The sequence below is a fragment of the Amycolatopsis sp. cmx-4-61 genome (assembly GCF_046548775.1).
Classification (GTDB): Bacteria; Actinomycetota; Actinomycetes; order Mycobacteriales; family Pseudonocardiaceae; genus Amycolatopsis.
On the sequence record NZ_JAEBEI010000004.1, the window covers coordinates 307,296 to 334,014 of the forward strand.

A 26,719-nucleotide genomic window follows, 5' to 3' on the forward strand; every position below is an offset into this window, starting at 1 on the left:
CGATGATGCTGACCCGATTTTCCCTGCCGCTCGTGCTGGCAGTGGCCGCGTTCTCGCTCGGCGCCGCGGAAGCGGCGCCGAGCGGGACCGTGCCCGACCGCACCGGCCCGGTGACGCAGGCCACCCAGCTCCCCTTCGGCTTCACCCTCGGGGACGCGCAGCAGCCGACCACCAGCCGCGTGGCCAAGCTCGGGTCCGACATCGCCTTCCCGCCGGGCACCTTCGACGGCGCGCTGGGCGGCCTGACCAGCACCGTGCCGATCACCGGCAAGCTCGCCATCCCGCCGACGGACGGCTACTTCGTCGCGTTCCGGTTCATGGCCACCACCGGCCGGGTCGAGATCGTCCCGGACGGCGACGCCGCCGGAACGGCGACCGTCCACACGGGCAAGGACAAGGACTGCCGCGCCACCCGGACCAACATCTGCGCCGACACCGACGTGACCGCGAAAGTGTTCATCAGGCTCTCCGACGTCAAAGTGGACGGACGTGCCCTCGACGTCGGCCCGGACTGCCGGACGGCCCAGCCGGCGGCGGTCACGATCAAGGCACTGGTCCCGATCTCGCTGCCCGCTCCGCCGGTCAAGGTGACGTCCACCTTCACGACACCGGCCTTCGCCGGGTGCGTCGGGCACGAGGACGTCAGCCGGTTGCTCACCGGCCTGGTTTCCGGGCCCGGCAACACCTTCGTCTCGAACCTCACGCTGCGCTGCTTCAGCACCGGGTGCAGGCAGTCATGACGACGTTCCTCGGCGAAGCGCCGCAGAAGGCGGCGAACGGCCTGCGCGAGTTCGGCCGGATGTGCGCGATGGGCCTCGACGTCCTGCTCGCCATGCTCCGCCGCCCGTACCAGGTGCGCGAGTTCGTCCAGCAGTTCTGGTTCATCGCCAGCGTGGCCATCACACCGGCGATCCTGGTGTCCATCCCGTTCGGCGCGGTCATCTCCCTCCAGCTCGGGTCGCTCACCAGCCAGATCGGCGCGCAGCAGTTCAACGGCGCGGCGAGCGTGCTGGCCGTCGTGCAGCAGGCGAGCCCGATCGTGACGACGCTGATCATCGCCGGCGCGGGCGGCAGCGCCATCTGCGCCGATCTCGGCGCGCGCAGCATCCGCGAGGAGATCGCCGCGATGGAGGTGCTCGGCGTTTCGCCGATCCACCGGCTGGTCGTGCCCCGCGTGCAGGCCGCCGTCGGGGTGTCCGTCCTGCTGAACGGCCTGGTCAGCGTGGTCGGCGTGCTCGGCGGGTACTTCTTCAACGTCATCGTCCAAGGCGGCACGCCCGGGGCCTACCTGGCCAGCTTCAACGCCCTCGCGCAGCTGCCCGACCTCGTCGTCAGCTCGATCAAGGCGGTCATCTTCGGCTACCTCGCCGGGGTGGTCGCGGCCTACCGCGGGCTGAACCCGAAGGGCGGCCCCAAGGGCGTCGGCGACGTCGTCAACCAGTCCGTCGTCATCACCTTCCTGCTGCTGTTCTTCGTCAACACCGTGCTCACCGCGCTGTACCTGCAGCTCGTCCCGGCGAAGGGAACCTGAGTGACCCTCCTCGGCAAACCCGGCGACCGGCTGTTCGACCTCGGCGACCAGCTGCTCTTCTACGTGCGCGCGCTCGCCGCCGTCCCCCTGGCCGTCACCCGCTACTTCCGGGAAGTGGTGCGGCTGCTGGCGGAAGTGACGTTCGGCAGCGGCGCGCTCGCCGTGATCGGCGGCACGATCGGCGTGATGGTCGGATTGTGCGTGTTCACCGGCGTCACCGTCGGCCTGCAGGGCTTCAGCGCGCTGAACCAGATCAACATCTCGGCGATGACGGGCTTCCTGACCGCGTACTTCAACACACGGGAGATCGCACCGCTCGTCGCCGGGCTCGCGCTTTCGTCCACTGTGGGCAGTGGCTTCACCGCGCAGCTGGGCGCGATGCGGATCTCCGAAGAGATCGACGCCCTCGAGGTGATGGCCGTGCGGAGCCTGCCCTACCTGGTCACCACCCGGATCGTCGCCGGGTTCATCGCCATCGTCCCGCTGTACGTCATCGGCCTGCTGATCTCCTACCTCGGCTCGCGGCTCACGACGGTCGTCTTCTTCGGACAGTCCGGCGGCACCTACGACCACTACTTCACGCTGTTCCTGCCGCCCGGCGACGTGCTGTGGTCGTTCGGCAAGGTGCTCGTCTTCAGCGTCGGTGTGATCCTGACGCACTGCTTCTACGGCTACCGCGCGTCCGGCGGCCCGGCCGGGGTCGGCGTCGCCGTCGGCCGGGCCGTGCGGACGTCGATCGTGCTGATCAGCGTGCTCGACCTGTTCCTGTCCCTGGCCATCTGGGGCGCGACGACGACGGTGAAGGTGTCCGGATGAGCCGCTTCCGCACGCAGCTCGCCGGGGTCGCGTTCCTCGGCGTGCTCGTCCTGCTCGGCTGGCTCGCGGTGGCCATCTACGACAAGGACTTCGACGACGCCGAGCTCGTGACGCTGCGGGCGGACCGCGTCGGCAACCAGCTCGCGCCGCCCGCCGAGGTCAAGGTCAAGGGCGTCCCGTTCGGCGAGGTCCGGGCGGTGCGCAGCACCCGCACCGGCGCCGAGGTCGACCTCGCGCTCGACCCGACGAAGATCGGGTTGCTGCCGCAGAACGTTTCCGCGCGGCTGCTGCCGAAGACGGTGTTCGGCGAGCGGTACGTCAACCTCGTCCTGCCGGACAGTCCACACGGGACACTGCGAGCGGGCGACGTCATCGCCCAGGACCGGTCCACCAACGCGATCGAGCTGGAACGCGTCCTCGGCGACCTGCTGCCGCTGCTGCGTGCGGTGCAGCCGCAGAAGCTCAACAGCTCGCTCGGCGCGATCTCCCAGGCCCTCGACAACCGCGGAAAACCCCTCGGCGACAGCATCGTCAAGCTGCAGGACCTGCTCGCCCGGGTCAACCCGCTGATGCCGCAGTTCAAGGCCGACGTCACCGGGCTGGCGAACGCCGCCGACGTCTACACGGGAGCCGCGCCGGACATCCTGCAGGCGCTGTCCGACCTGTCGACGACCGCGAAGACCATCGTGGACACCCGCGCCGACCTCGACAACCTCTACACGAGCGTCACCAGCGCCACCGGCCACCTGAACGAGTTCCTGCGGAAGAACAAGGACAACCTGATCGGCGTCTCCGCCGCGAGCCGGCCCACGCTGGAGCTGCTGGCGCGGTACTCGCCGGAGTTCCCGTGCCTGCTCGACGCCGTGAACCGGCTCAAGCCGCTGATGGAGCAGGCCCTCGGCAAGGGCACGAGCGAGCCGGGCCTGCACGTGACGCTCTCCGTGCAGGACCCGCGCGAGAAATACGTCCCCGGCCGGGACACCCCGCGGTTCGACGCGACCGGCGGCCCCAAGTGCTACGGCGGGGGAGCCGCGGCGGCGGGAGCGACCGACGGCGACCTCGGCCCCGCGAACTCGCCCGGTGAGCGGCAGCTCGTCGCCGAGCTCCTGCGGCCGGCGCTGGGTGACGTACCCGACTGGAGCAGTGTCCTCATCGGACCGGCGCTGCGCGGCACGGAGGTGACCGTCCGATGAGGAGCGTCGTCGGCCCCGCCGTCAAGGGCCTGATCTTCTTCCTGGTCACCGCGGCCGCGACCGCCGTGCTGGCGGTCACGATCGCCAACTCGAACGTCGGCGCGATCATCGGCTACACCGCCCGGTTCACCGACGCGACCTCGGTCAACCCCGGCGACGAGGTCCGCATGGCCGGGGTCCGGATCGGCCAGGTCGGCTCCGTGCGGGTGGTCGAGCACCGCCTCGCCGACGTCGGGTTCTCCGTCGGCCGGACGCACCGGCTCACCGCGTCCGCCTCGGTCACCATCCGCTACCGCAACCTGGTCGGCCAGCGGTACCTCTCGATCGACCCCGGCGCCACGGACACCTCGCCGACCCTGGCCGAAGGAGCGGAAATCCCGTTGGAGCGAACCAAACCGGCGCTGGACCTCACCGCGCTGTTCAACGGCTTCAAGCCGCTCTTCCAGGCGCTGTCGCCCAACGACGTCAACCAGCTGTCGTTCGAAATCATCCAGGTGCTGCAGGGCGAGGGCAGCACGATCGACAGCCTGCTGCGGCACACGGCGTCGCTGACCGCCACCCTCGCGGGCAAGGACGCCGTGATCGGCCAGGTGGTCGGCAACCTCAACACCGTGCTCGACACGCTGAACGCCCAGGGCGACCAGTTCGACACGCTCGTCGACACCACCGCCCGGCTGGTCACCGGCCTCGCCGCGGACGCCAAGCCGATCGGGCAGGCCATCGGCGGCCTCGGCGAGCTGACCACCGCGACCGCCGGGCTGCTCGACCAGGGCCGGCAGCCGCTCAAGGACAGCATCGCCGGCCTCGGCGACCTGTCGAAGAACCTGGCCGACAACACCCCGGTGTTCCAGCAGTTCGTCGACAACCTGCCGAAGAAACTCGACCGGATCGGCACGCTCTTCTCCTACGGCTCGTGGGCGAACTTCTACCTCTGCGCGGTGCGGACGGACGCGAAACCGGCGCCCGGGGGCCTGCCGCCGGGCATCCCCGTGACGGCTGCGAGGTGCCGGTGAAACCGTTCCGCAGCCGCAACCCGATCGCCGTCGGCGCGGTGACCGCGCTGGTCATGGCGCTGGTCGGCACGGCGACCTTCTTCTCCGACGACCTGCCGGTCATCGGCGGCGGCACCACGTACCGGGCGGAGTTCCACGAGGCCGCGGGCCTCAGGCCGAACGACGAAGTCCGCGTCGCCGGGGTCAAGGTCGGCGAGGTCACCGACGTCCGGCTGGCCGGCGACCACGTCGAAGTGCTGTTCCGGGTCCGCGACACCTGGGTCGGCAACCGGACCACCGCGGCGATCAAGATCAAGACGCTGCTCGGCCAGAAGAACCTGGTGCTGGACCCGGTCGGCAACGCCGAGCTGAACCCCGATCAGCCGATCCCCGCCGAGCGCACGAGCTCGCCCTACGACGTCACCGACGTCTTCAACGACCTGGCGAGCACGGTCGGGGCGATCGACACGAACCAGCTCGCGCAGGCGTTCCGGGTGCTGTCCGACACGCTCGGCGCGTCGGCGCCCAGCGACGTCAAGACGGCGTTCACCGGGATCGCCGCCCTCTCGCAAACGCTTGCTTCGCGCGACGAAGAACTCGTCAAGCTGTTCCGGAACACCAACCAGGTCTCGAAGACGCTCGGCGAGCGGTCCGGCCAGATCCAGGCCCTGATCCGCGACGGCAACACGCTGCTCACCGAGCTGAACGCGCGCAAGGACGCCATCGCCAAGCTGTTCACCGGCATCAAGAACCTCTCGATCCAGCTGCGCGGCCTGGTCGCGGAGAACCAGAAGACACTCGGCCCGGCGCTCGACCAGCTCGACCGCGTCGCGACCGTGCTGCAGCAGAACCAGGGCAAGCTCGAGGACAGCCTCCGCCTGGCCGGCCCCTTCTACCGCCTGCTCGGCAACGCCGTCGGCAACGGCCGGTGGATCGACACCTACATCTGCGGCCTGATCCCCACCGGCACCACGCCGGGCAGCTGCCGGCCGCCGAAGAACGGGGGACGCTGATGGCCCGCCACGGCTCGAAGAGGGCCCTTTCCCGTGAGAGTGCCCTCCCCGCCGCTCTCGCCGACCTGGGCGCCCGGGCGCGACGGCGGGCCCGCTTGCGGGCGCTCACGCTCGGGGTCGTGCTCGCGCTCGTCGTCTCGGCCGCGTGGCCGCTGGTCACCGCGCCCGGACAGCGGACGCTGACCGCCCACTTCGCCGCCGCCGTCGGCATCTACCCGAACTCCGATGTCCGCGTCCTCGGCGTCGCCGTCGGTTCGGTGTCCGAAGTGGAGCCGAACGGCACCGACGTCAAGGTGACCATGACGCTGAAGCCCGGGGTCCGGCTGCCCGCCGACGCCGGGGCCGTCGTCATCACGCCGAGCCTGGTCGCCGACCGGTACGTGCAGCTCACGCCGGTCTACCGCGGCGGGCCGCAGCTGCCCGGCGGCGCCTCGATCCCGCGCGAGCGCACCGCCACCCCGGTCGAAGTCGACGACCTGCTGCACAGCCTCAACCAGCTGATGTCCGCGCTCGGACCGCAGGGCGCCAACAAGGACGGCGCGGTGAGCGACGTACTGACCCGGTCGGCGGACTACCTGAACGGCACCGGGCAGACCATCGGCACGGCGATCAAGAACCTCGGCGAGTTCGCCCGCACCGCGAGCGACTCGAAGGACGACCTGTTCACCTCGGTCGACAACATCAGCAAGTTCACCGCGATGCTGGCGGCGAACGACGGCCAGGTGAAGCGGGCCATCTCGCAGATCGCGTCGCTGAGCAAGGTGCTGGCCGACCAGCGCGACCAGTTCTCCGGCGCGCTGACCGAGCTGACCCAGGCCCTGAGCGTCGTGCAGGGGTTCGTCAAGGACAACCGCGGCAAGGTGCGGTCCGATGTGGACAAGCTGGCCGACGTCACGAAGGTGCTCGTGAACCAGAAGGACTCCCTGTCCGAGGCCCTCCGGACGGCCCCGAACGCCCTGACGAACCTGCTGGCTGCCTACGACCAGGCCAACGGCACCATCGACGGCCGCGGCAACCTCCTCGAGTTCGCGGAGCCGAAGTGAAGTCCCCGGTCAAGCTCGCCGCGGTGCTGGCCCTGGCCCTGGTCACCACCGGCTGCGGCCGCGGGGTGAGCGTCTACGGCATCCCGCTGCCCGGCGGCGCCGCGCTCGGCGACCACCCGATCCACGTGACCGCGAGCTTCACGAACGTGCTGGACCTCGTCCCGCAGTCCGGGGTCAAGGTCAACGACGTCCCGGTCGGGCAGGTGGTGAAGGTCGAACTGGCGCCGGACTCCCGCAGCGCGGTCGTCGACCTGCTGCTCAACGGCGACGTCGACCTGCCGGGCAACGCCGTCGCCCGGCTGCGGCAGGCCGGCATCCTCGGCGAGAAGTTCGTCGAACTCGCGGCCCCGGACGACGCGACACCGGCCGGCCGGCTCCTCGACGGCGCGACCATCCCGCTCGACCGTTCGTCGTTGACGCCGGAGATCGAGGAGGTCTTCGGCGCGCTGTCGCTGCTGCTCAACGGCGGCGGCGTGGCGCAGGTCCAGAACATCAGCCACCAGTTGAACGACGCCCTCGGCGGGCGCGAGACGGCCGCACGCAGCCTGCTGTCCAGTTTGGACACGTTCGTGCGGGGCCTCGACAAGCACCGGAACGAGATCACCCGGGCCATCGAGAGCGTCAACAAGCTCGCGGCCACGCTGAACGCGCACACCGACCGGATCACGACCACGCTCACCGGCCTCACGCCGGGCATCGGCGTCCTCGACCAGCAGCGGGAGGCCCTGGTCGGGATGCTCAAGTCGCTGGACGGGCTGACCTCCGTCGCCGTCGACACGGTCAACCGCAGCAAGGACGACCTGGTCGCCGACCTGCGCGCGCTGGCCCCGGTGCTGCGGCGGCTGGCCGACTCCGGGGACGAACTGCCGAAGGCCATGGAGATGATTTTCACCTTCCCGTTCCCGGACGCCGCACTGGACACGATCCGCGGTGACTACCTCAACGGCTTCCTCAAGGCGGGCCGCTGATGCTGACCCGGTTCGTGCGCGTGCAGGTGACGGCCTTCGTCGTCATCGCCGTGGTCGGCGTGGCCTACGTCGGAGCCACCTACGCCGGTCTGGACAAGGTGTTCTTCGACCGCGGCTACACCGTGACGGCGCAGTTCCCGACCGGCGGCGGCATCTTCACGAACGCCGAGGTCACCTACCGCGGGGTGCCGATCGGCCGGGTCGGCGAGCTGCGGCTGACGCCGGCCGGGATGGAAGCCGACCTCGAGATCGACTCCGGCACCGCGCCCGTAGCGGCCGACACCGAAGCCGTCGTCGCCGACCGCTCGGCCGTCGGCGAGCAGTACGTCGACCTGCGGCCGCGCACCGACGGCGGGCCGAAGCTGCACGACGGCTCGGTGATCACCGAGGCGGACACGAAGGTCCCGCTGCCGGTCGACGTCGTCTTGTCGACAGTGGACTCGTTCGCGAACTCGGTGCCCAAGCCCGCGTTACGCACGGTCGTCGACGAGCTGTACAACGCGACCTCCGACGCCGGCCCGGCGCTGGACCAGCTGATCGGCCGGGGCATCGAGTTCGTGCAGGCGGCGAGCGCGCACGTGGCGCCGCTGACCCGGTTCGTCACCGACGCGCACACCGTCCTCGACACGCAGGTGCAGCAGGCCGGCGCGATCCGCGAGTTCGGCGTCAACGCGAAGCTGCTGGCGTCGACGCTCAAGCAGTCCGACGGCGACCTGCGCACGCTGATCCCGGCGGTGCCCGCGGCCGCGAACGAGGTGAGCGCGCTGCTCCGCGACTCCGGGCCGGGCCTGGGCGTGCTGCTCGCGAACCTGCTGACCACCGCGGACGTCCTGGAGGCACGCCGGGACGGCGTCCGGCAGCTGCTGATCACCGCGCCGCAGGCGGTCGCCGCGGCCGGCGCGGTCGTGCGGCCGGACGGGGTCCACATCGGACTCTCGTTGACCTTTTTCGACCCGCCGCCGTGCACCACCGGGTACCCGGCGGCGTACCGCGACGGCCTCGACACGTCGGTCCGCCCGCTGGACACGGCCGCGCGGTGTGCGCTGCCGCAGGGCGACCCGACGAACGTGCGGGGTTCGCAGAACGCACCGGGAGGACGGCCATGAGGGTTTTGGCGTGGGTGGCCGTGGTCTTGGCGACCGCCACGGCCGGGTGGTCCGGGTTCACCTGGTGGCAGGCGGCGCACGACGACGGCGTCGCGCGCGCCGTCGTCCGGGAGGAGGCCCTGGCGGCGGGCCGGACGGCGGTCGCGGGGCTGACCACTTTGGACTACCGGCAGGCGGCGCCGGGGTACGAGCGCTGGCTGGCGCTTTCCGGCGGCACGCTGCGCGACGAACTGGCGGCCGACCGGCCGGGCAGTCTCGACCGGATCGCCCAGGCGAAGACCGTCACCACCGGGAAGGTGACCGACGCGGCGGTGACCGAAGTGGACACCGGCGCGGGGACGGCGAAGCTGATCGCGTCGGTCGAGCTCGTCGTCACGCCGGACGGCGGGGACGCCGTCACCAAACGCAACCGGTTCCGGGCCGACCTGACCCGCGGGCCGGACGGCTGGCACGTCACCGGGCTCGGCCAGGTTCCCGTCGGGGAGGCACCGTGAAGACAGCGACGAAGAAGCGCCCGGTGAAGGTCGCCGGCCGCCACCACGACGACGTCCGGGAGGACTCCGGCGAGCCGGCGCCCGCGCCTGTCACCCGGCCGCGGCGGCGAGCGACGGCGGTGCTCGCGGTGGTGGCCGCGGTCATGGCCGGGCTCGCGGTGTGGGGCACGCTCGAAGCGCGCGCCACGAACGCCGTCGTGGCACACAACAGCGCGCTGTCCGACGTCGCCGGCACCGCGGACGCCGCCAAGCAGATCGACGCCGCGCTCGGCACGGTGTTCTCCTACCGCTACGACGATCCGGCCAAGAGCGAGCAGGCAGCGAAGGACGTCCTGACCGGACCGGCGCTCGCGCAGTACGAGCAGCTGTTCGGCCAGGTCCGCAAGCTGGCCGCCGAACAGAAGCTCGTGGTCACCTCCACCGCCGTCGCGTCCGGCGTGAAGCTGCTGGACGGCGACCGCGCGGCGCTGCTGGTGTTCCTCGACCAGACCGGCACGCGGGGCGACGGGCAGCGCAGCACCGGTGCCGCCCAGCTGAGCGTCACGGCCGAGCGCGTCGCCGGGAAGTGGCGCGTCACCGGGATGTCCGCGGCCTGAGGATGCGCGAGGAACCCATGACCCTCTCCGAGCTGCTGGCCCACCGCGCCGCGACGGCGGGCGGGGAGACGGCGTTGACCTGGCCCGCGGCCACCCTTACCTGGGGGCAGCTGGACCGCCGCGTCACCGCCGCCGCCGCGGCCCTGCGCCGGGTCACCGAGCCGGGACAGCGGTCGGCGATCCTCGTCCCGCCGTCGCCCGAGTACGTCGTCGCCTTCCTCGGGGCGCTGCGTGCCGGGCTGGTCGCGATCCCGCTGGGACCGGACGGCCGGACCCGGGTGCTCGCCGACGCCGAGCCGTCGATCGTGCTGGCGACGTCGGCTTCCGTGCGCGCGATCCGGCACTTCCTGGCCACGTCGGACACCTGCGGGCACCGGGTGCTCGCCGTGGACGCCGCCCCGGACGCTCCCGGCTGCACCGGAGATCCGGTCGCGCCTTCGGACGTGGCGTACCTGCAGTACCCGGGCGGGGTGATGGTCACGCACGCGAACGTCGTGGCCAACGCGCGGCAGGCGGCTCAGGTGCCGGCGGCGTCGACCGTGGTGAGCCCGCTGCCGCCGAGCGATCCGCTGGGGCTGGTGCTCGGGGTGGCGGTGCCGATCGTCACCGGCCGGCCGGTGACGATCGACGAGTCCGCTCCCGGCGCGCTGCCGGGGTGTTACGTCGTCGCCGAAGCGACCGCGCTGGTTCCTTGCGGCCACCCGGCCGGGCAGGAGGTCGCGATCGTCGGCCGTGACGGACGGCGGGTGCCCGCGGGGGACGCCGGCGAAATCTGGGTGAGCGGGCCGAACGTCGCCCGTGGCTACTGGCGGCGGCCGGAGGAGTCCGCGCGCGTCTTCTGCGCCCGGATCACCGGCGACGACGAACCGCGGTGGTGGCTGCGGACCGGTGACCAGGGTTTCCTGACCCCTTCGGGCGAGCTGTGCGTCACCGGCCGGGACCTCGTCGCCGGGTACCGCCCGGCGGACCTCGAAGCGACGGCCGAGCAGGCACACCCGGCGATCCGGCCGCACGCGTCCGCCGCGTTCGCCGTCCGCGGCGACCAGGCCGTGCTCGTGCTCGAGCTGGCCGACGGCGTCGTCCCGCCACGCGGTGACTCGCCTAAAATTCATGAGGTCGAACGGGCGGTGCGGCACGCGGTGTCGGCGCGGCACGGGCTCACGCTGCGCAGAGTCGTCGTCCGGCCGTCCTCCGCCGGGGACGGGCTGTGGTGACCGGGCCGGCGGAGCGGGCGCTGTCGCCGGGCGTCCCGTTCGCCACTTCGTCGTTCGAGGTGACCTGGCCCGAAGTGCCGCTGCCGCCGGTCGCGCCGGACGGGCCGGGCGCGTGGCTGCTGCTCACCGACGAGCACCCGGCGGCGCTCGGCCGGGCCGTCGCGCTGGCCCTGGCGCTGGCCGCGTCGGGGGACGACGCGCTGTCGCTGCCGCGCGACGACCTCGGCGAGCTGCCCGGGTTCCTGGCCGAGCGGCCGGTGCGCGGCGTCGTCTACCTGACCGGGTCGCCGTACGCCTACCGCGATCCCGATGCCGCGCAGGAGCTGCTGCTTGCGGTGCGGTCGGTGGTCGCGCGCCTCGGCTCCGGCGTCCGGTTCCACCTGGTGACGCAGGCGGGCGGCGAGCCGGGGCTGGCGTTCCTGCGCGGGCTCGTGCGGGTGCTCGCGCTCGAGCGCCCGCAGCTGCGGGCGAGCCTGGTCGACGTCGACGCGCGGTCCGATGTGGACGTCCTGGTGCGCGAGCTGCGGTCGGACGCGCCGGACGACGAAGTCCGCTGGCGGCACGACGTCCGGTACGCGGCACGGCTGGCCCGCGCGCCGCTCGCCGCCCCGGTGCCGGCCGGACCCGGCGCGTACGTGGTCACGGGCGGTCTCGGGCCGGCAGCCGCGCGCTGGCTGGCCGGGACCGGCGCCACCCGGGTCGTCCTTTGTGGACCGGAGTCGGGAGAACCCGGCGCGGTGGTGGTCCCCGGTGACATCGCCGAGCCCGGCGTCGCGGAGCGCCTGGTCGCGACGGCCACGGCGGACGGCCTGCCCCTGCGCGGCATGGTGCACGCGGCGGGCGTGCTCGCCGACGACCCGTCGTCCGGCTGGCGACCCCGGGTCCTGGGCGCCCGCCGCCTCCACGAGGCCACGGCGGACTGCCCACCGGAGTGGTGGCTGCTGTGCTCCTCGGCGACGGCGTTGTTCGGCGCCCCCGGCGGCACCTCCCGCGCCACCGCGGACGCCTGGCTGGAGGCGTTCGCCGCCTGGCGCCGCTCCCGCGGCCTCCCCGCCACGATCGTCCAGCTCGGCCCACCCCGCCTCCCCGACCTCCCCCGCCCCTACTTCTCCACCCTCTGACCCCGTGTCGACCCCCCAATCACGAGTGTTGACTCCCCAATCACGAGTGATGACCCTCCAATCACGAGTGATGCCTCCCCGATCACACGAGATGCCCCTTCCCGCACACCGGTTCACGCCGGTTCGCGCCGGCTCCCGGGCGGGAAGGGGCTTCGTACGTGATTGAGCGCGCATCACGCGTGATTGAAGGGTCAGCACGCGTGATCAGAGGGTCGACACGGGTCAGGGGAGGGTGGCGCGGAGGGCGAGGATCATCTCGAAGCGGTCGTCCGGGTTGCGGAGGTGGTCCGCGAAGAGGGTTTCCAGCTCGGCCGCGCGGGCGCGGACCGTCTGGGGGTGGATCGCGAGGCGGTCGGCGACCTCGCGGACGTTGCCGCACGTCTCGAGCCAGGCCAGCAGCGTGGGGGCCAGGCGGTTGTACTGCTTGGGCGTCAACGCCGTCAGCGGGGCCAGGCGGCGGCGGGACACCTCGGTCACGAGGAACGGCTCCTTGCGCAGCCACAGCGTCGCGAGGTGGTCTTCGCACCACGTCAGCGGCTCGTCCGGCAGGACGTCGCCCACGAGCCGCAGGGCCTCCTGGGCCGTCGCCAGCGAGCGGGCCGCCTGCCGCGGCGGGACCGGCGGCCCCACCGCCGCCCGGTGGCCGGCCAGGGCCGTCGTCAGCGCGCACCGGTTCTCGGGCGCCGGCAGCAGCAGCCGCGGGGCCCCGTCTTCGAGGTCCTCCAGCGCGCCGAGCCCGGTGACGTCGGCGGGCCCGTCGAGCGCCACCGCGACGAGCCGGTGCGGCAACGGCCAGTCCGCCGCCGTCGCGGCCTCCTGGACCGTCCGGGACGGCGACGGCGGGTGCGCCAGCAGCAGGTCCAGCAGCCGGCGGCGCCGCCGTTCCAGCGCGCCCGCCGCCCGCGCCTGGGCTGCCGCGTGGCCTTCGATCGACAACGCCGACAGCTCGTCGATGTAGGCGAAGATCGCCTCGGCCAGCAGGCACAGCGTCGCCGACGGCACCCCGGCCCGCGTCCCGACCTCGGCCATCCGCCGCCAGGTCACCCGCGCGCCGACCCGGTAGGCGGCCTGCAGGACGTCGAGGTTGCGGCCCTGCGCGAGCTCGTGCACGCCGAGCCCGACGAACACCTTGCGCCGCTCGTCCGGCACCGGCCCCGACGCGGCGATCCGGTCGATGAACTGCAGGATCGCCGCCTGGACGCCGGCCCGCAGCGCCTTGCCGAACGCGCCGTCCAGCGGCCGCGCGTAGTCCGGGATGGTCCGCTGGATTTCGCGCAGCACCTCGTCGGCGACGTCCAGCAGCCGGGGCCGGAACACCGCGGCCAGCTCGCGGGGGAGCATGGCCCACAGCTGTCCCGGCCGGCCGTCGCCGCTCAGCATCGGCCCGAAGGCCGTTTCGACGGGCGATCCCGTCATGGCTCACCTCGTCGTCGAAGGGAGTCAGGAACCGAGCAGGGCCTCCGCCCGCAGGGCGATCTCCATGTCGAGCCGGTCGTCGGCGTTGTCGAGCCGGTCGCCGAACAGGTCGACGAGCTGGTGCATGCGGTACCGGACGGTCTGCGGGTGCACCTTCAGCCGCTTCGCGATCTCGGGGGCACTTCCGCGGGACTGCAGCCAGATCAGCAGCGTCTCCCCGAGCCGCGCCCGCTGCTTCGGCGTGAGGCCCTGGAACGGCTGCAGGCTGCGTACGCACAGTTCGCGGACGAGGAACTCGTCGGCGAGCAGCCACAGCGTGGACAGGTGGTCGGTGCAGCGCGTCACCGGCGCGTCCGGCAGCACACCGCGCTGGAGCAGCTTCAGCGTGCGGCGCGCCCACAGCAGCGAGCGCGGCGCGTCGGTGAGCCGCACGGTCGGGCCGATCACCGCACGCCAGCCCGGTAACCGCTCGGCGAGGTTCTTCAGGTGCCGCCCCGGGTCGCCGGTCACCAGGCACGGCTCGCTGCCCTCGAGGTCGACGAGGACGTCGGCGTGCAGGTCGGGCGCCGCCAGACTGTGCTGGTCGGCGCGCGGTTCGAGGGCGACGACGGTGACCTCGGCAGGCAGCGGCCACTGCGCCGTGGCGGCCTGCGCGGTGATGGTCTGCGGTGCGGACGGCGGGTCGGCGAGCAGCAGCTCCAGCAGCCGTCGGCGGCGGCGCGCTCGGGTGCCCGCGGCGCGCGTCTGGGCCGCTGTGTAGCCCTCGATCGAGAGGGCCGAGATCTCGTCGACGTAGGCGAAGATCGCCTCGGCGCTCGTGCACAGCGTGTCCGCGGAGACGCCGGCGGCCTGCCCGAACTCGCTGATGTGCCGCCACGCGACCCGCCCGCCGACCCGGTAGGCGGTCTGCAGGCAGTCGAGGCTCCGGCCCTCGTTGAACTCGATCTTGCCGAGGTTGCGGAACACGGTCGTCCACGTCTCGAGCGGCACGGCTCCGGGCGTGCCGACACTGTCGAGGCACTGGATGATCGACTGCCGGACACCCTGCGTGATGATGTGCCCGAACGCGCCTTCCAGTGGCTGGCGGTACTCGGGCACCGCCCGCTGCACCTCCTGCAGGATGGCGCGGGCGAGCGGGTCCACCCGCGGTTTGAAGCGGATCGCCAGCTCGCGGGGCAGGGACGCCCACAGCCCGATCGCGCCGGAAGCGCGGCCGTGCCGGGGATCCGCCGGGGTGCGCGGGGCGGGCGGGTAGGCGGGCCGGGGCCGGTCGGCCGACACGGACTGCTGCCGGTAGGCCGGTCCGGAAGTGCGCTCGCCGGGGTTCGGCCGGCCGGCCCGCAGGGCGGGGGCGGCGAAACCGGTGTCCACGGCGTCCACGGTGTCCACGGCGTCCACATCGGGCATGTGTTTTATCCTTGCTGGCAACAAAAGCGGCCTCGTCGGCGGAGGCGCCGATCCGGTTTTTGTGGCTCAGGCAACATAATTTCGCGCGAACGGCACTGTCAACGGGTTCTCCGCTGACTTTGCGGTAACCCGTCCGGACTACACCCGAACGGGTGGACCGCCGCGAGAGGACGTGACACTTCCGGCGCGGGCGAATGGTGCGCGCGTGACAACTTTCGCGGCGGGGTGGTCCGCGGGTTGTCAGCCTCGTGACGACGAGGCGTGCAGAAAGTGTTTCACGTTTTCCGGCGTCGTCAAGCGGCTGTCCGGCGCACGACCGCCCGGCCGCGGGAGCCGGCGACTGGTCGTGCGGCCGGCGGTGCGCCCTTTCCCGGTGAACGCCACCCGCGGAGAATCACGGACGGGCGTGACAAGAAGGATTGGGGAAATGCGGCGGCGCGTGCGGGTTTCCCGGCGTCACCGGGAATGCGTATCGACATTCCGCCGGTACCCGGTAATGCTCGCAGGCATGGTCGCAATGACGCACCGGGCGCGCTGATGTCCTGCCGCGCGAGTTTCCATTTCGTTCCCCCCGGCCCGGGGCTGCCGCGCCGGTGGCCGGGCCGCCGGCCGTGGCGGCGGGTGCTGCCGCTGCCGGTGCGCGCGCTCGACCGCGCACTCAGTGCGGCGGGGCACGCCTTCGAGGCGCCCGCGCGAACAGGTGCGGTGCGCGCCCCGGCGCGGGCCGGTTGAGCTGCGGATCCGTCCCGATTGGAGTCGCCCGGAACCGGGCGCTCAAGGCGGCCTTCGGTGCGTGAGACGCAACCAAGGCCGCCTTGGGGCGCTCGGGTGAGGGAGCCGATGTGTGCCCGACCGCCAGAGGGAAATCGGTGACGAGTACCTAAGGACGCAACCGTCGGTCGGCTCTCCGGCGGCCGGTGCGCGTGCTCGACCGACCGGCGAGAGCCGCGCAGCGGCGCATCCGGGCTGGTCACCGCGGCCGGTCAGTTCTCCGGGGGCCGGTGTGCGCGCATCAGGCGTTGGGCGCGCAACGCCAGCTGCATGCCCAGGCGGTCGTCGGCGTCCTTGAGGCGGTCGCCGAACAGCTCCTCCAGCTGGCGCAGGCGGTTGCGGACCGTCTGCGGGTGGACGCCGAGCCGGTGCGCGATCTCCGGGGCGCCGCCCCGGGTTTCCAGCCAGGCCAGGAGGGTTTCGCTCAGCCGGTCGCGCTGCTTCTCGCTCAGGGAGGCGAACGGGTCCAGGCTCTGCCGGGCCAGCTCGGCCGCCAGGAAGTCCTCGGCCAGCAGCCAGAGCGTCGCCAGGTGGTCGCGGCACCAGATGATCGGGCCCGGGACGTCCGGCCCCGACAGCAGCAGCGCCCGCCGGGCCGTGCGCAGCGCCGCCGGGGCGTCGGCCAGGGGGACCGTCGGGGAGACCGCCGCGCGCCAGCCGTCGAGCTCGGCCGCCAGCGGGGCCAGGTCGGCGTCCGGGTCGCGGGTCAGCAGGTACGGCTCGGGGCCGTCGAGGTCGGCCAGGACGCCGTCGCCGAGCAGGTCGGCGGGGAAGTCCGCCGCGTCCGGACCGCGTTCGAGCGCCACCATGGCCGCCGTTTCGGGCAACGGCCAGCCCGCGCCGCCCGCCAGGCCCGCGATGCTGCTCGCGGCGCCCTCCGGCGCTCCGGCGATCAGCTCCAGCAGGCGCCTCCGCCGGACCGGGACGGCGCCCTCGGCCTCGGCCTGCGCCAGCTGGTAGCCCTCGATCGCGGTGGCGCACAGCTCGTCGACGTAGGCGAAGATGGCTTCCGCGGCGACCGAAATGACGGCCGGGTCGACGCCGGCCGCGACCACCGCCGGGTGCATTGCCCGCCAGGCCACCCGTGCCCCGGTCGTGGCGGTGTCCTGCAGGGCGTCGAGGTTGCGGCCTTCGGCGAACTCGACCCGGCCGCGGCCGCGGTAGAACTCGATCCAGTGCTCGTGCGACCGCGCCGGCTCGCCCATGGAATCGATGCAGTGCTGCACCGCGAACTCGACGCTCTTCACCAGGACCTTGCCGAACACGCCCTTCAGCGGCTGGCCGTAGGCCGGCACCGTGCGCTGCACCTCCTGGATCATCGAGGCCGCCGCGTGCCCGACGTGCGGGCGCAGGCCCGCGCCCAGCGCGCGCGGCAGCGAGGCCAGCAGGCGAAAACTGCGGTACTCGACCACGAATCCCCCTTCGAGTGCGGTGCGCCGAGCGTATCCGACGCCGATGTCACTGAAAAATCAACGACCGGTTCCCGGAAAGGGTGACGCCGACACGTCCTTTTGACACAGACGGGTGCGCGTTCTACGCTCCGTGTCAGTATTTTCGCGGTACCAATTCCCAGCGGAGGACGGAATTCCCATGCGCGGTTCCGCTGCCTCGGACAGTTCCGTCTGGTCCCGGCTGCCGCGCGAGCTCGGGGACGCGGTGCGCCCGCGGATCCCGAAGATCGCCCGGGCCTGCGTCGACGCGATCGCCGCCGAGATTCCCGATTATTCCGCGAGTTTCCGCGACGGCCCGGCCCGCGCCGCCGCGATCGAGCTGGCGCGGCGCGGGATCGAGCGGGACGTCGACCGCGTCGGAACACCCGCGCTGTGGCAGGCCGACCGGCTCGCCGGGTTCCGCGGCCACGGGCGCGACGCGTTCCACAATGGCCTCAGCCGCGAAGCCGTGCAGGCGGCCGTGCGCGTGTCGAGCCGGGTCACCTGGCGGTGGATCGCCGACATAGCACGGGAAGCGGGCCTCTCCGCTGACGTCCTCTACGGCGCGGCCGAAGGGATGTTCGCGGACGTCGAGACGTCGATGGCGGCCGTCGCGGAGGGGTACAGCGCCGCGGAGGCCGCGGTGTCCGGCACCGGCGAACGGCACCGCCGCCTGCTGCGCGCGCTGCTGGGCGGCCGCACACCAGCCGAAGTGGACGGTCTGATCGCGGCGTCCGGGCTGCCGGTGCCCGAGCGCGTCGCGGCGGTGGCGTTCCGCGCGCTGCCGGGCGCCCCGGAATTCCCGCCCGGTCTGCTGCCGGAGCACGTCCCCGCGGACCCGGCCGGCGACCCGCCGGCGGCGCTGACCCCGGCCCCGGACGTCGACCTGATCGACCTGACGGGCCTGCCCCCGGGCTGGACGGCGGCGGTCGGGCCACTGGTCCCGCCGGCCGAGGCACCGGAGTCGTTCCGGATCGCGCGCCGCGCGGCCGACCTGGCCGCCCGCGGTCTCCTGGACGTACCGGGCCCGGTGATCTGGTGCCGCGACCACCTGACGACGTTGCTGCTGTTCGCGGACGAGTTCCTGGTCGGCCGGCTGGCGTCGACGACGCTGGAGCCGTTGGCCGGGCTGCCCGGGCGCCGCCGCGAGCAGCTGGCGGAGACGTTGCTGGCGCTGGTCCGGACCCGCGGGAGCGCGCCCGAGCTCGGCCGCCTGCTCGACCTGCACCCGCAGACGATCCGGGCGCGGCTCAAGAAGCTGGGCGAGCTGTTCGGGGAGAAGCTGGACGACCCGGGGGAGCGGTTGCGGCTGGAGCTGGCGCTGCTGGCGGAACGGGCGCTGCCGGAGCGCGGCTGACACGGTTCCGATCCGGCCGGATGGACTGCTCCGTCGCGTCCCGATCGGCCCAGGGCAAGCGCCCGCTTCCGCTCTAGGCTGCCCGGCATGACCGGATTGCTCACCGAGCGCCTGCGGTAGGCTTCCGACAACGCCGCCGCCATGTGGTCCACCGTCGCCCGTGCCCGCGGGGACGGCGTGGCCGACCACGCCGCCTTCACCGTGATCGACGGCCGACGGTTCCGGATCATGCTGCGCACGGCCACCCCCGGTGACTCCGCCGTCGAGGAACTGACCGAGCTCGCCCGGGCGCGGCGGGAAGAAGGGCGGACGGTCGTCGTCGAAGATCCGTTCCGGGTGCTCGACCTGGGCGCCCTCGGGATGAGCGCGGGGCTGCTGCCGGTGATGGCCCGCGAGCCCGGTCCGGTCCCCGCGCCCGACGGCGTCGAGCGCGTCACCACCCCCGCCGGGCTCGCCGGGGCCGAAGACCTCGTCGTCCACGCGTTCCCGCTCGAGGAGTACCAGCCCTACCGGCCCGGCACCGTCTTCCCGCCCGAGCTGCTCGGCCGGGCCACCGCCTTCTTCCGCAAGGACACCCGGGGCGCGTGCCTCACCATGGCCCACGGCGGCGTCGGCGGCGTCGGCGGCGCCTACTGGGTGACGACCCGGCCGGAGCACCGCTCGCAGGGCATCGGGCGCGCGCTGATGCACGCGGTGCTACGGCACTTCGACGACGTGCCCGTCACGTTGACCGCCTCGCGGGCCGGCCGGCCCCTCTACGAGAAGCTCGGGTTCGTCACCCTCGGCGACGCCGCCTGGTGGCGCTGACGGGAACACCCACCGCCGGTAGCCGAACCAGCGGAACGCCGTCCCGGCCAGGGTGCCCAGCAGCATCCCGGCGACGAAGTCCGCGGTTTCCTGCGTCAGGTAGCCGACGTGCGGCACCGACAGGTGCAGCACGTACCGGGACACCAGCGCCGGCACGAGGTTCACGGCCACCGCGCCCGCGTTGACGGCGAGGAACAGGGCCGCCTCGCGCAGCCGGGGGTGCCCGGCCCGGCCCGCGAACGACCAGCGGCGGGACAGCAGGTACGCGAGCGCCGTCGAGACGACCGTGGCGATCGCGAGGGCCGTCACCGGCTTCTCCCGGCACACGGTGAGCTTCAGGCTGTAGTCGCCCAGTAGTGTGACCCCGTACGCGGCCAGGCCGACGACGGCGAAGCGGAGCAGCTCTCGCGGCTCGGGCATGGTTCCTCCAGGTGACGCCGGACAGGGTGGAGGTTTTCGATGGCACGCACGGGCGGTGAGGACGAACTCCCCACGGTCGCCGAACTGGTGAACTCTTCGCAGACGAAGCCGCTGATGATCCGCGGCGAGCTCGACGCGAAGCTCGCCGAAGAGGCGGCCACCGAACCCGAGCCCGCCCTTGACCCGCTGGCGGTGCTCGAGGCCGAGCTGGCGGCCGGCGACGAAGACCCCCGCCCGCGGGAGGCCCCGCCGGCCGACCGGTCCCGCCGCGCGAAGCCCTACGTCCTCGCCGCGGGCGCGGCCGTGGGGCTCGGGCTGGCCGCCGTGGTGCTGCTGCAGCCGCACCAGGTGGGTGGGACGGCCGTGCCGCCGCCCGGGGCGCCCGCCCCGGTCGTGCCGCCGCCGACCTCCAGCGACGCGGTCGAGACGATGAGCGCCTCCGCCTCGGCGCCCCCGCTCACGGCCTCGGTCCGCCACACGACGGCCGAGCCGACGAGCGCCCCGCCCGGCGCGGGCCGCAAGCCCGCCCGCCCCGAGCCGACGCCCACCTCGACATCCCCGCAGGACCAGTGGCGCGAGTACGTGAGTTCGGTGATCAGCTCCTGGCAGCAACGCCCCCACGGCGGCCGCAGCCACTGACGGCGGCCCCGCCTCTTCGAGGCGCCCCCAGGTCCGTTTGTCGAGACAGCCCGACAAGCCCGGAAGCAGCACCGAGGCCGCGGGTCAGCAGTTCGTCGTGGCCGGTTTGCCCGCGATCCGGTCCTTCACGAAGGCCAGCACGTCCGCGTTCCCCGTGTACACCAGCGTGATGTGGTCGGTGTCGTAGGTCTTCCACGTCTCCTGGACCCCGGCCGCGCAGTACGCCTTGTGCAGGCTGTCCGCCTGGGCGAACTGCACCAGCTGGTCACCCGTCGCGTGGTAGAGGAACACCGGCACCCGCGGCGGGGTGCCGCCCAGCTTGTTCTCGTTCAGCCGGGCCACCCACGCGGGCTTGATGTAGCCCGGACCCGTCGTGTAGTCCGCGATCCGCTGGTTCGCGTACGTCGTGAGCAGCTCGAACGTGCACGCGCTCTGCTTCATCTCGGCCAGCTTCGCCCGCCCGTTGTCGCTGAGGAACGAGTCCAGCCGCAGCTCGGGATACGCCTGGTCGAGGCCCAGCAGCGCGTACGCGAACACGCCGAAGCCGAACTTGCCGTCGAGCTGCAGCGTCACCTGGACCAGGTCCGCCGGCACCCCGCCGGCCGCGATGCCGACCAGGTTCAGCTCCGGCGCGTACGACGGCTGCAGCTCACCCGCCCACGCCGCCGCGCCGCCACCCTGCGAATACCCGCGGAACACGACCTTCGCCGACGCCGGCAACCCGGCCGCCGGAAGCCGCTGGGCCGCGCGGACCGCGTCGATCACTGCCGGGCCTTCGGACCGGCCCACCACGTACGTCGTCTTCGGGGCCGGCTGGTAGCCCTCGTAGTCCGGGACCACCACGGCGTAGCCCGCGTCGAGCAGGTCGTCGAGGCCCGGCTGCTCGTAGAACGCGCCGATGCCGAGCATCGCCGACGGCGTGCAGGTGAACGCCGGGCCGTGCGTGCCCGGTGCGAACGCGACGATCGGGGCCGTAGCGCGGTCGGCGGTCTTCGGCACCAGCACCGTGCCGGTGACCGCGTCGGGCTGCCCGAGCGCGTTCGTCGACAGGTACATCACCTGCCACGCGTCGACCGACGCCTTGCGCGGCCCCGCGGAAGACGGCCGCCACCGGAGCACGTCACCCGGCTTGCCCGCGGGCAGCGGGGACGGCGGGACGTAGAAGGAGTCGTCCGCCGGTGCGGGCGCCGCGGCGGCGGCCGCGGGCGCGAACGCCGTGGCGAGGACCAGGGTCACCAGCGCGGCGAGCACGCGGCGGGCGGTCACGAGCCCGTCCCGTAGACGCGCTTGCAGGTCGCGGACTCGCGGAAGGCCAGGTCGAGTTCCGGGTTGGCCCGCAGGTCCTTGATCGGCCCCTCCGGATCGGCCAGCTTGCCCATCGTCGCGTCGGCCTCGGAAATGACCTGGCGCAGGCCGGCCTGGTCGGTCACCGTCGCCCGCTCCATCTTCGTCTTCGTCTCGGCCAGCCTGCTCCGCGTCTCACCGAGGTTGCCGGTGGCCTTGTCCACAACGGACTGTCCATCCGGGACGGGTGGCACGCCGGCCGTGCGGATGCCGCCGGCCATGTCGTCGAGCGCGGAACCGAGCCGGCCGAGGAACCCCACCATCGCGTCCCGGGTCTTCACCGGGTCGGCGTCGTCGACCGCGGGTGGCTGGGCGAGCTTCGCCGAGCCCGCGGCGACGCCGGTGCACACCTTGTCGGCCCACGCCAGCGCCGCCGGATCGGCGTGGCGGCCGGGGTCGGGCGGGGTGTCCGAAGCGCACGCGGCGCACGACAGAAGCGCGGCCGCCGACATCGCGAGCACCGCGTTGTGCATTCTTTTCATGGGTTTCGAAGCTACGCGCCGCGCTCGCGCGCGAGCAAGAAGAGAATGGGGGGTTGGCACGCGCGTCAACATTCCGGCGCCCGGATTTGTCACGCGGGTCAGCGGTTCGAAGATGGGGCTGTCCTGGGGAAACCTTGCCCGCCCTGCTAGGAAACCGGCTGCGCCGGCGTGCCGGGGTGACAAATTGCCGGGCGTGCGTGACGTTTTCACGTGAAGCCCTTGATTGTCGCCGGTTCCGCTCGTTAGCTTACCGTTCGGTAGCGATTTTCGAGAAAAGGCGCCGCCGTTTCGTATCACTGTTGATACACGGAAGGACCATCGTGAGTCACCCAAGAGGCATGAAGAAGACGGTCGCGGCCGCCGCGGCCGCGGGTGCGGTGGGGCTCGTCGCCACCGCGCTCGTCGCCGGGGCGCAGACCAGCGCCGCCGACCCGATTTCGCTGACGCTGAACTACCACTGCACCTTCCCGCTGGTGGGTTCCCAGTCGCTGAAGGTGGTGATCAACACCGACCTGCCGACCACGGTGAACACCGGGCAGCCGACCGGCGCGTTCGACATCAAGGCCGTGTCCACCATCAACGCGGACACCGTCAGCGGCCTGAGCCTGATCGGCGCCACGACGCTGGAAGGCACGGCCACCGCGAGCGCCACCGTCGCCGCGCCGAGCCTCAACCTGCCGGTCAGCGTGCCGATCACGCTGGACAAGACGAACATCCCGGCGTCCGGTGAGATGAACATCAACGCCGCGGGCAAGACGCCGTCGCTGACGTTCACCCAGGCCGGCCAGGCGAAGATCACCGTGGGCGACCTCAACCTCAAGGTCACCCCGCGCAAGGCCGACGGCTCGGTCACCGGCATCACGCCGGACGGCACGATCGACGCGCCCTGCACGCAGGACAGCGGGCAGAACAACACGCTCGCGACAATCACCATCAACGGTGGCGGCGGCACGACGCCGCCCACCACGACCCCGCCGGTCACCACCCCGCCGACGACCACCCCGCCGACGACCACCCCGCCGGTGACGACCCCGCCCACGACCACCCCGCCGGGCGGGGGCATCAAGTACTCCTTCGGCATCACCGGGCAGACCGCGCTGAAGTCGCTCGGCAGCACCGCGCCGATCACCGGCTCGTTCGACGCCGACGTGGACCTGGCCAACAGGAAGTTCACCGGCAACCTGCAGCTGAACCCGACGCACACCGACTTCAAGCTGTTCGGCTTCCTGCAGGGCAGCTCGGACGTCAAGGTCGTGCAGAACGGCCCGCAGACCGGTGAGCTCGTCGGCACCGGCTTCAAGGCGCACATCAAGTTCGACACGTTCCTCACCACGGTCAACCTGTTCGGCATCCCGATCAGCACCGACCCGAAGTGCGGCACGACCACGCCGTCGACCAGCGAGATGACCACCGGCCCCGACTTCGACCTGCTCAAGGGCGGCAAGCTGTCGGGCACCTATTCGCTGTCCGCGCTGCAGAACTGCGGTTCGTTGAACGACATCATCAGCGCCTTCGCCAAGAGCGACGGCAACTCGCTCGACCTGGTGCTCGCCAAGAAGTGACCGATCTGCCGGCCCCCGCCGCGCGCTGACTGTGCCGCGGCGGGGGCCGGTGCCACGTCTCGAGAAAGGGGGGCGCCCGTGCGGATCGCCCGGTCGTTGCTCGCCGCCTGCGTGCTCGCTCTCGCCGTCGCCACGCCCGCGGCGGCGTCGACGCCGATCGACAAGAAGCTGAGTTTCACCTGCCCGTTCCCGTTGATCGGGCTGCAGAAACTGGACGTGGAGATCAAGGCGTCGTTCGAAGTGCCGGCCACGCCCGGCGGCACGTTCACGACCGGGGACCTCGCGGTCGCGGTGACCGTGCCGGACAAGTCCACCCGCGGCCTGGCCCTGGTCGGCGCGGCGAGCATCGAGGGGACGGCGTCCGCAGGGGTGACGCTGGCCAACGGGCCGCTGACGCTGCCGCTGAGCCTGCCGCTGACGGTGGCGAAGACGGCGGTGCCGGCGTCGGGGCCGTTCACCACGAACGCGTCGGGCTCGGTTCCGCCGGTGCAGTTGCCGAACGCGGGTAAAACGACGCTGACGATCGGGAACTTCAGCACCCGCCTCACGCCGAAGAAGGCCGACGGCTCGTACACCGGGCTCGGCTCGTTCACCTCGGACTGCACGCTCGACCCCGGGCAGGATCCCGTGCTGCTGAGCTTCGACCTCGCCACCGCGCCGGCCCAGCACCGGTACGCCGTGGCGGGATCGACGGCGGTGAAGGCGCTCGCCGCGACCGCGCCGCTGACCGGGTCGCTCGCGGCGGGCCCGGAGTTCGCGACGGCGTTCGACAAAACCGGCACCGACTTCAAGGCGTTCGGGTTCGTGCCCGGCCACGCGGACCTGCAGTTCACCCCGGACGGCCCGCAGACCGGCGAACTCGACGGCGGCGGCTTCGTCGCGCACCCGGTCTTCACGCTGGCCTTGCCGCAGGTGACGCTCTTCGGCCTGCCGGTCGCCGACGCGGGCTGCCGGGCGAGCGCCCCCATCCCGGTCGACCTGCGGACCGGCAGCGGGTTCGCCCTGGCCACCGGCGGTCCGGTCACCGGCACCTACACGATCCCGCCGCTGACCGCCTGCGGCGCGTTCACCGCGTACCTCAGTTCCCTGGTGCAGGGCGAGGGGAACACGTTCGCCCTGACGTTGACTGCGCGCTGACTGCCGCTCACCCGATCCGGGTATACGTGGGGGAATGCGCCGAACCACTGTGGGGACTCTGGTCGTTGTCACGCTGCTCGCCACCGCCGCACCCGGGGAGGCCGCCGGCCTGAGCCGGGACCCGGTGGCACTGGTCTACGACCGGGACCACGCGCTACACCTGCTGAACGGCGGCGCCACCGACGACGAGCTGACGCTGCGGACGCAGGCGCTGGCGTCGAGCGCGTGGGCGTTCTTCCGCGGCACATCGCCGCTGTACTACCGCGACCTCGGCGAACTGCCGTCGTCGGCCTACGCCACCGCGGGCGGCGACGTCTGGCTGACCGGCGACGCGCACCTGGAGAACACCGGGGCGGACCGCGGCGCCGACAACGACGAGCAGTTCGCGCTCGACGACACCGATGACGCCTGGCGCGGGTCGTGGACGTGGGAACTGCGCCGCGAAGCCGTGTCGATCGTCCTCGCCGGCCGGGCCGGCGGCCGCAGCACCGGCCAGATCGCCACCGACGTCGACACCTTCGTCGCCGAGTACGCCCAGTGGATCGCGAAGTTCCACGGGACGAACGACGAAGCGAGCTGGCGGCTGACGTCGGCGAACACCTCCGACCTCGTCGCGGACCTGATCGACGAGTCCGCCGGCGACAAGCGGGCCGACCTGCTCGCGAAGTGGACCACCGGCGGCCACTTCAAGGACGACCCGCAGCTCCAGGCCGTCCCGGCCGCGACGCGGACCCAGCTCACCGACGCCGTCGCGGCCTACCGGACCACCGCGGGCAAGCCGTTGAAGGCCTCCGAAGCCGTCGTCAAGGACGTCCGCCGCCGGATCGGGGCGGGCACCGGCAGCCTCGGCCGGTTCCGCTGGTACGTCCTGGTCGAGGGGGCCACGACGGCGGCGTCCGACGACCGGATCCTCGAACTCAAGCAGGAGGTCGACCCGGCCCCGAAGCCGCTCGCGCCGACCGCCACGACCCTGACCGGCGGGCAGCGTCCGGCCCTGGCCCTGCGCTGGCTGGCGAACCAGTCGGACCCCCTCGTGGGCTGGACGAACGTGGGGAGCACCCCGGTGCTGGTGAAGGAGAAGTCCCCGTTCGCCGAGGACCTGAAGATCGGCGACCTGTCGACATCGGCGATCTGGGACGACACGGTCCGCGACGTCGCCCGGCTGCTCGCCGCCGCGCACGCCCGCGCCGACCAGGACATCCCCGGCACCGGGCTCACCTACTCGGCGGACGCGGCGATCGACGGCGCGATCACGTCGGTCTCCGGGCTGCAGGCCGAAACGCGGACCTTCGCGACGAGCTACGCCGACCAGGTCACCCGGGACTGGCAGGCGTACGTCACCGCCGTGAACAGTGGCCGTCCGCTGTTCTGAGGCCTCACCCGCGCCGGAACAGCAGCGTGAACCCGGCGCCGGACAGGACCAGCGCGGCGAGGAAGAACCCGCCGTGGACGTAGTTGCGCGTCACGACGTCCCCGACGAGCTGCACGACCAGGTCCACGATCCCGAGCCCGCCGGCCACCGCGAGCCCGGTGCGGGCGCCTCGCAGACCCCGGTGCGCCGCGTAGACCAGCAACGCCCACAGCCCGGCGCAGACGGCGAACAGGAACACCGCCACCGGGAGGGGGAGGACGCCGGTGATCGCGGTGTGGCTGCCGGTCAGGCGGCCGGCCAGCGTCCCGAGGAACCAGCACGCCGCCGCACCCCACCAGGCAAGGGCCATCCGCGCAGCGTAGGCGCGGTGTGCCCGGATCCGGCACGGTCGCCACCCGAACCGTTATCGACCCGGTGTCACACGGGGGTGCTATAAAACGCTTCCCCAGTGGGACCGGTTTCGCGGCCGTAGGCGGCGGTGGCCGGTG

General features: G+C 72.6%; 26 protein-coding genes. 19 read left to right on the forward strand and 7 right to left on the reverse strand.

What is annotated here, in order from left to right; translation table 11 throughout:
• Positions 1-2 precede the first annotated feature (2 nt).
• The 13 genes from ACLJOU_RS16285 to ACLJOU_RS16345 are packed head-to-tail and all read left to right on the forward strand — an operon-like array spanning position 3 to position 12,087.
• Positions 3-740, forward strand: coding sequence for a hypothetical protein (locus tag ACLJOU_RS16285; RefSeq protein ID WP_410568113.1), 738 nt, complete (start codon positions 3-5; stop codon positions 738-740).
• A complete protein-coding gene (locus tag ACLJOU_RS16290; RefSeq protein WP_410568115.1) occupies positions 737-1,531 on the forward strand; it encodes an MlaE family ABC transporter permease in 795 nt (264 codons plus the stop codon). Before ACLJOU_RS16285 ends, ACLJOU_RS16290 begins: the two co-directional genes overlap by 4 nt.
• Positions 1,532-2,347, forward strand: a complete 816-nt coding sequence (locus ACLJOU_RS16295) for an MlaE family ABC transporter permease (protein ID WP_410568117.1) — start codon at positions 1,532-1,534, stop codon at positions 2,345-2,347.
• Positions 2,344-3,540 (forward strand): MCE family protein, encoded by a 1,197-nt coding sequence (locus ACLJOU_RS16300; protein WP_410568119.1) that lies wholly within the window; start codon positions 2,344-2,346, stop codon positions 3,538-3,540. Before ACLJOU_RS16295 ends, ACLJOU_RS16300 begins: the two co-directional genes overlap by 4 nt.
• The gene (locus ACLJOU_RS16305; protein ID WP_410568121.1) at positions 3,537-4,553 is read left to right on the forward strand and encodes an MCE family protein; all 1,017 of its coding nucleotides are present in this window, start codon (positions 3,537-3,539) and stop codon (positions 4,551-4,553) included. Before ACLJOU_RS16300 ends, ACLJOU_RS16305 begins: the two co-directional genes overlap by 4 nt.
• Complete coding sequence (locus ACLJOU_RS16310) at positions 4,550-5,545, forward strand: MCE family protein (RefSeq protein WP_410568123.1); 996 nt, start codon at positions 4,550-4,552, stop codon at positions 5,543-5,545. Before ACLJOU_RS16305 ends, ACLJOU_RS16310 begins: the two co-directional genes overlap by 4 nt.
• A complete protein-coding gene (locus ACLJOU_RS16315; RefSeq protein WP_410568125.1) occupies positions 5,545-6,588 on the forward strand; it encodes an MCE family protein in 1,044 nt (347 codons plus the stop codon). Before ACLJOU_RS16310 ends, ACLJOU_RS16315 begins: the two co-directional genes overlap by 1 nt.
• Positions 6,585-7,556 carry an MCE family protein gene (locus ACLJOU_RS16320; protein WP_410568126.1) on the forward strand — a complete coding sequence of 324 codons (972 nt, stop codon included), beginning with the start codon at positions 6,585-6,587 and terminating at the stop codon, positions 7,554-7,556. Before ACLJOU_RS16315 ends, ACLJOU_RS16320 begins: the two co-directional genes overlap by 4 nt.
• On the forward strand, positions 7,556-8,662 hold the full coding sequence (locus tag ACLJOU_RS16325; RefSeq protein WP_410568127.1) for an MlaD family protein: 1,107 nt from the start codon (positions 7,556-7,558) through the stop codon (positions 8,660-8,662). Before ACLJOU_RS16320 ends, ACLJOU_RS16325 begins: the two co-directional genes overlap by 1 nt.
• Entirely contained in the window at positions 8,659-9,156 is a 498-nt protein-coding gene (locus ACLJOU_RS16330; protein WP_410568129.1) for a hypothetical protein, read from the forward strand. The genes ACLJOU_RS16325 and ACLJOU_RS16330 overlap by 4 nt, the downstream gene beginning before the upstream one ends.
• The gene (locus tag ACLJOU_RS16335) at positions 9,153-9,752 is read left to right on the forward strand and encodes a hypothetical protein (RefSeq protein ID WP_410568131.1); all 600 of its coding nucleotides are present in this window, start codon (positions 9,153-9,155) and stop codon (positions 9,750-9,752) included. The genes ACLJOU_RS16330 and ACLJOU_RS16335 overlap by 4 nt, the downstream gene beginning before the upstream one ends.
• Positions 9,753-9,769: 17 nt before the next feature.
• The gene (locus ACLJOU_RS16340; protein ID WP_410568133.1) at positions 9,770-10,966 is read left to right on the forward strand and encodes an AMP-binding protein; all 1,197 of its coding nucleotides are present in this window, start codon (positions 9,770-9,772) and stop codon (positions 10,964-10,966) included.
• Positions 10,963-12,087 (forward strand): KR domain-containing protein, encoded by a 1,125-nt coding sequence (locus tag ACLJOU_RS16345; protein WP_410568135.1) that lies wholly within the window; start codon positions 10,963-10,965, stop codon positions 12,085-12,087. Before ACLJOU_RS16340 ends, ACLJOU_RS16345 begins: the two co-directional genes overlap by 4 nt.
• A 222-nt stretch (positions 12,088-12,309) precedes the next feature.
• Here ACLJOU_RS16345 and ACLJOU_RS16350 read toward each other — a convergent pair whose 3' ends face one another.
• From ACLJOU_RS16350 to ACLJOU_RS16360, 3 genes are all read right to left on the reverse strand, one after another.
• Positions 12,310-13,503: a PucR family transcriptional regulator gene (locus tag ACLJOU_RS16350; RefSeq protein ID WP_410568137.1), complete on the reverse strand. Its 1,194-nt coding sequence runs from the start codon at positions 13,501-13,503 to the stop codon at positions 12,310-12,312.
• Positions 13,504-13,527: 24 nt separating this feature from the next.
• On the reverse strand, positions 13,528-14,910 hold the full coding sequence (locus tag ACLJOU_RS16355; RefSeq protein WP_410568139.1) for a helix-turn-helix domain-containing protein: 1,383 nt from the start codon (positions 14,908-14,910) through the stop codon (positions 13,528-13,530).
• A 983-nt stretch (positions 14,911-15,893) separates the two neighbouring features.
• The gene (locus ACLJOU_RS16360; protein WP_410568141.1) at positions 15,894-17,093 is read right to left on the reverse strand and encodes a helix-turn-helix domain-containing protein; all 1,200 of its coding nucleotides are present in this window, start codon (positions 17,091-17,093) and stop codon (positions 15,894-15,896) included.
• 178 nt (positions 17,094-17,271) lie between these two features.
• On the opposite strand from ACLJOU_RS16360, the gene ACLJOU_RS16365 reads away from it, so the two are divergent.
• Both ACLJOU_RS16365 and ACLJOU_RS16370 read left to right on the forward strand, forming a co-directional pair.
• Positions 17,272-18,468 carry a helix-turn-helix domain-containing protein gene (locus tag ACLJOU_RS16365; protein WP_410568143.1) on the forward strand — a complete coding sequence of 399 codons (1,197 nt, stop codon included), beginning with the start codon at positions 17,272-17,274 and terminating at the stop codon, positions 18,466-18,468.
• Between the two features lie 141 nt (positions 18,469-18,609).
• A complete protein-coding gene (locus tag ACLJOU_RS16370; protein ID WP_410568145.1) occupies positions 18,610-19,275 on the forward strand; it encodes a GNAT family N-acetyltransferase in 666 nt (221 codons plus the stop codon).
• Here ACLJOU_RS16370 and ACLJOU_RS16375 read toward each other — a convergent pair.
• On the reverse strand, positions 19,165-19,695 hold the full coding sequence (locus ACLJOU_RS16375; protein WP_410568147.1) for a GtrA family protein: 531 nt from the start codon (positions 19,693-19,695) through the stop codon (positions 19,165-19,167). The two genes, ACLJOU_RS16370 and ACLJOU_RS16375, sit on opposite strands and share 111 nt — an antisense overlap.
• A gap of 39 nt (positions 19,696-19,734) precedes the next feature.
• Between ACLJOU_RS16375 and ACLJOU_RS16380 the strand changes: the two genes are divergently transcribed.
• A complete protein-coding gene (locus ACLJOU_RS16380; protein WP_410568149.1) occupies positions 19,735-20,334 on the forward strand; it encodes a hypothetical protein in 600 nt (199 codons plus the stop codon).
• Positions 20,335-20,418: 84 nt separating this feature from the next.
• Here the strand turns inward: ACLJOU_RS16380 and ACLJOU_RS16385 are convergent, their stop codons facing one another.
• Together ACLJOU_RS16385 and ACLJOU_RS16390 are read right to left on the reverse strand one after the other, a co-directional pair.
• Positions 20,419-21,600, reverse strand: a complete 1,182-nt coding sequence (locus ACLJOU_RS16385; protein WP_410568151.1) for a lipase family protein — start codon at positions 21,598-21,600, stop codon at positions 20,419-20,421.
• On the reverse strand, positions 21,597-22,160 hold the full coding sequence (locus ACLJOU_RS16390; RefSeq protein ID WP_410568153.1) for a hypothetical protein: 564 nt from the start codon (positions 22,158-22,160) through the stop codon (positions 21,597-21,599). The genes ACLJOU_RS16385 and ACLJOU_RS16390 overlap by 4 nt, the downstream gene beginning before the upstream one ends.
• 338 nt (positions 22,161-22,498) lie before the next feature.
• Between ACLJOU_RS16390 and ACLJOU_RS16395 the strand changes: the two genes are divergently transcribed.
• The 3 genes from ACLJOU_RS16395 (at position 22,499) to ACLJOU_RS16405 (ending at position 26,231) form a co-directional block, all read left to right on the forward strand.
• On the forward strand, positions 22,499-23,722 hold the full coding sequence (locus tag ACLJOU_RS16395) for a DUF6801 domain-containing protein (RefSeq protein ID WP_410568155.1): 1,224 nt from the start codon (positions 22,499-22,501) through the stop codon (positions 23,720-23,722).
• 78 nt (positions 23,723-23,800) lie between these two features.
• Positions 23,801-24,859 carry a DUF6801 domain-containing protein gene (locus tag ACLJOU_RS16400; protein ID WP_410568157.1) on the forward strand — a complete coding sequence of 353 codons (1,059 nt, stop codon included), beginning with the start codon at positions 23,801-23,803 and terminating at the stop codon, positions 24,857-24,859.
• Positions 24,860-24,893: 34 nt separating this feature from the next.
• On the forward strand, positions 24,894-26,231 hold the full coding sequence (locus ACLJOU_RS16405; RefSeq protein ID WP_410568158.1) for a DUF2252 family protein: 1,338 nt from the start codon (positions 24,894-24,896) through the stop codon (positions 26,229-26,231).
• Between the two features lie 4 nt (positions 26,232-26,235).
• On the opposite strand, the gene ACLJOU_RS16410 is transcribed toward ACLJOU_RS16405, so the two are convergent.
• On the reverse strand, positions 26,236-26,580 hold the full coding sequence (locus ACLJOU_RS16410; RefSeq protein ID WP_410568160.1) for a hypothetical protein: 345 nt from the start codon (positions 26,578-26,580) through the stop codon (positions 26,236-26,238).
• Between the last annotated feature and the right edge of the window lie 139 nt (positions 26,581-26,719).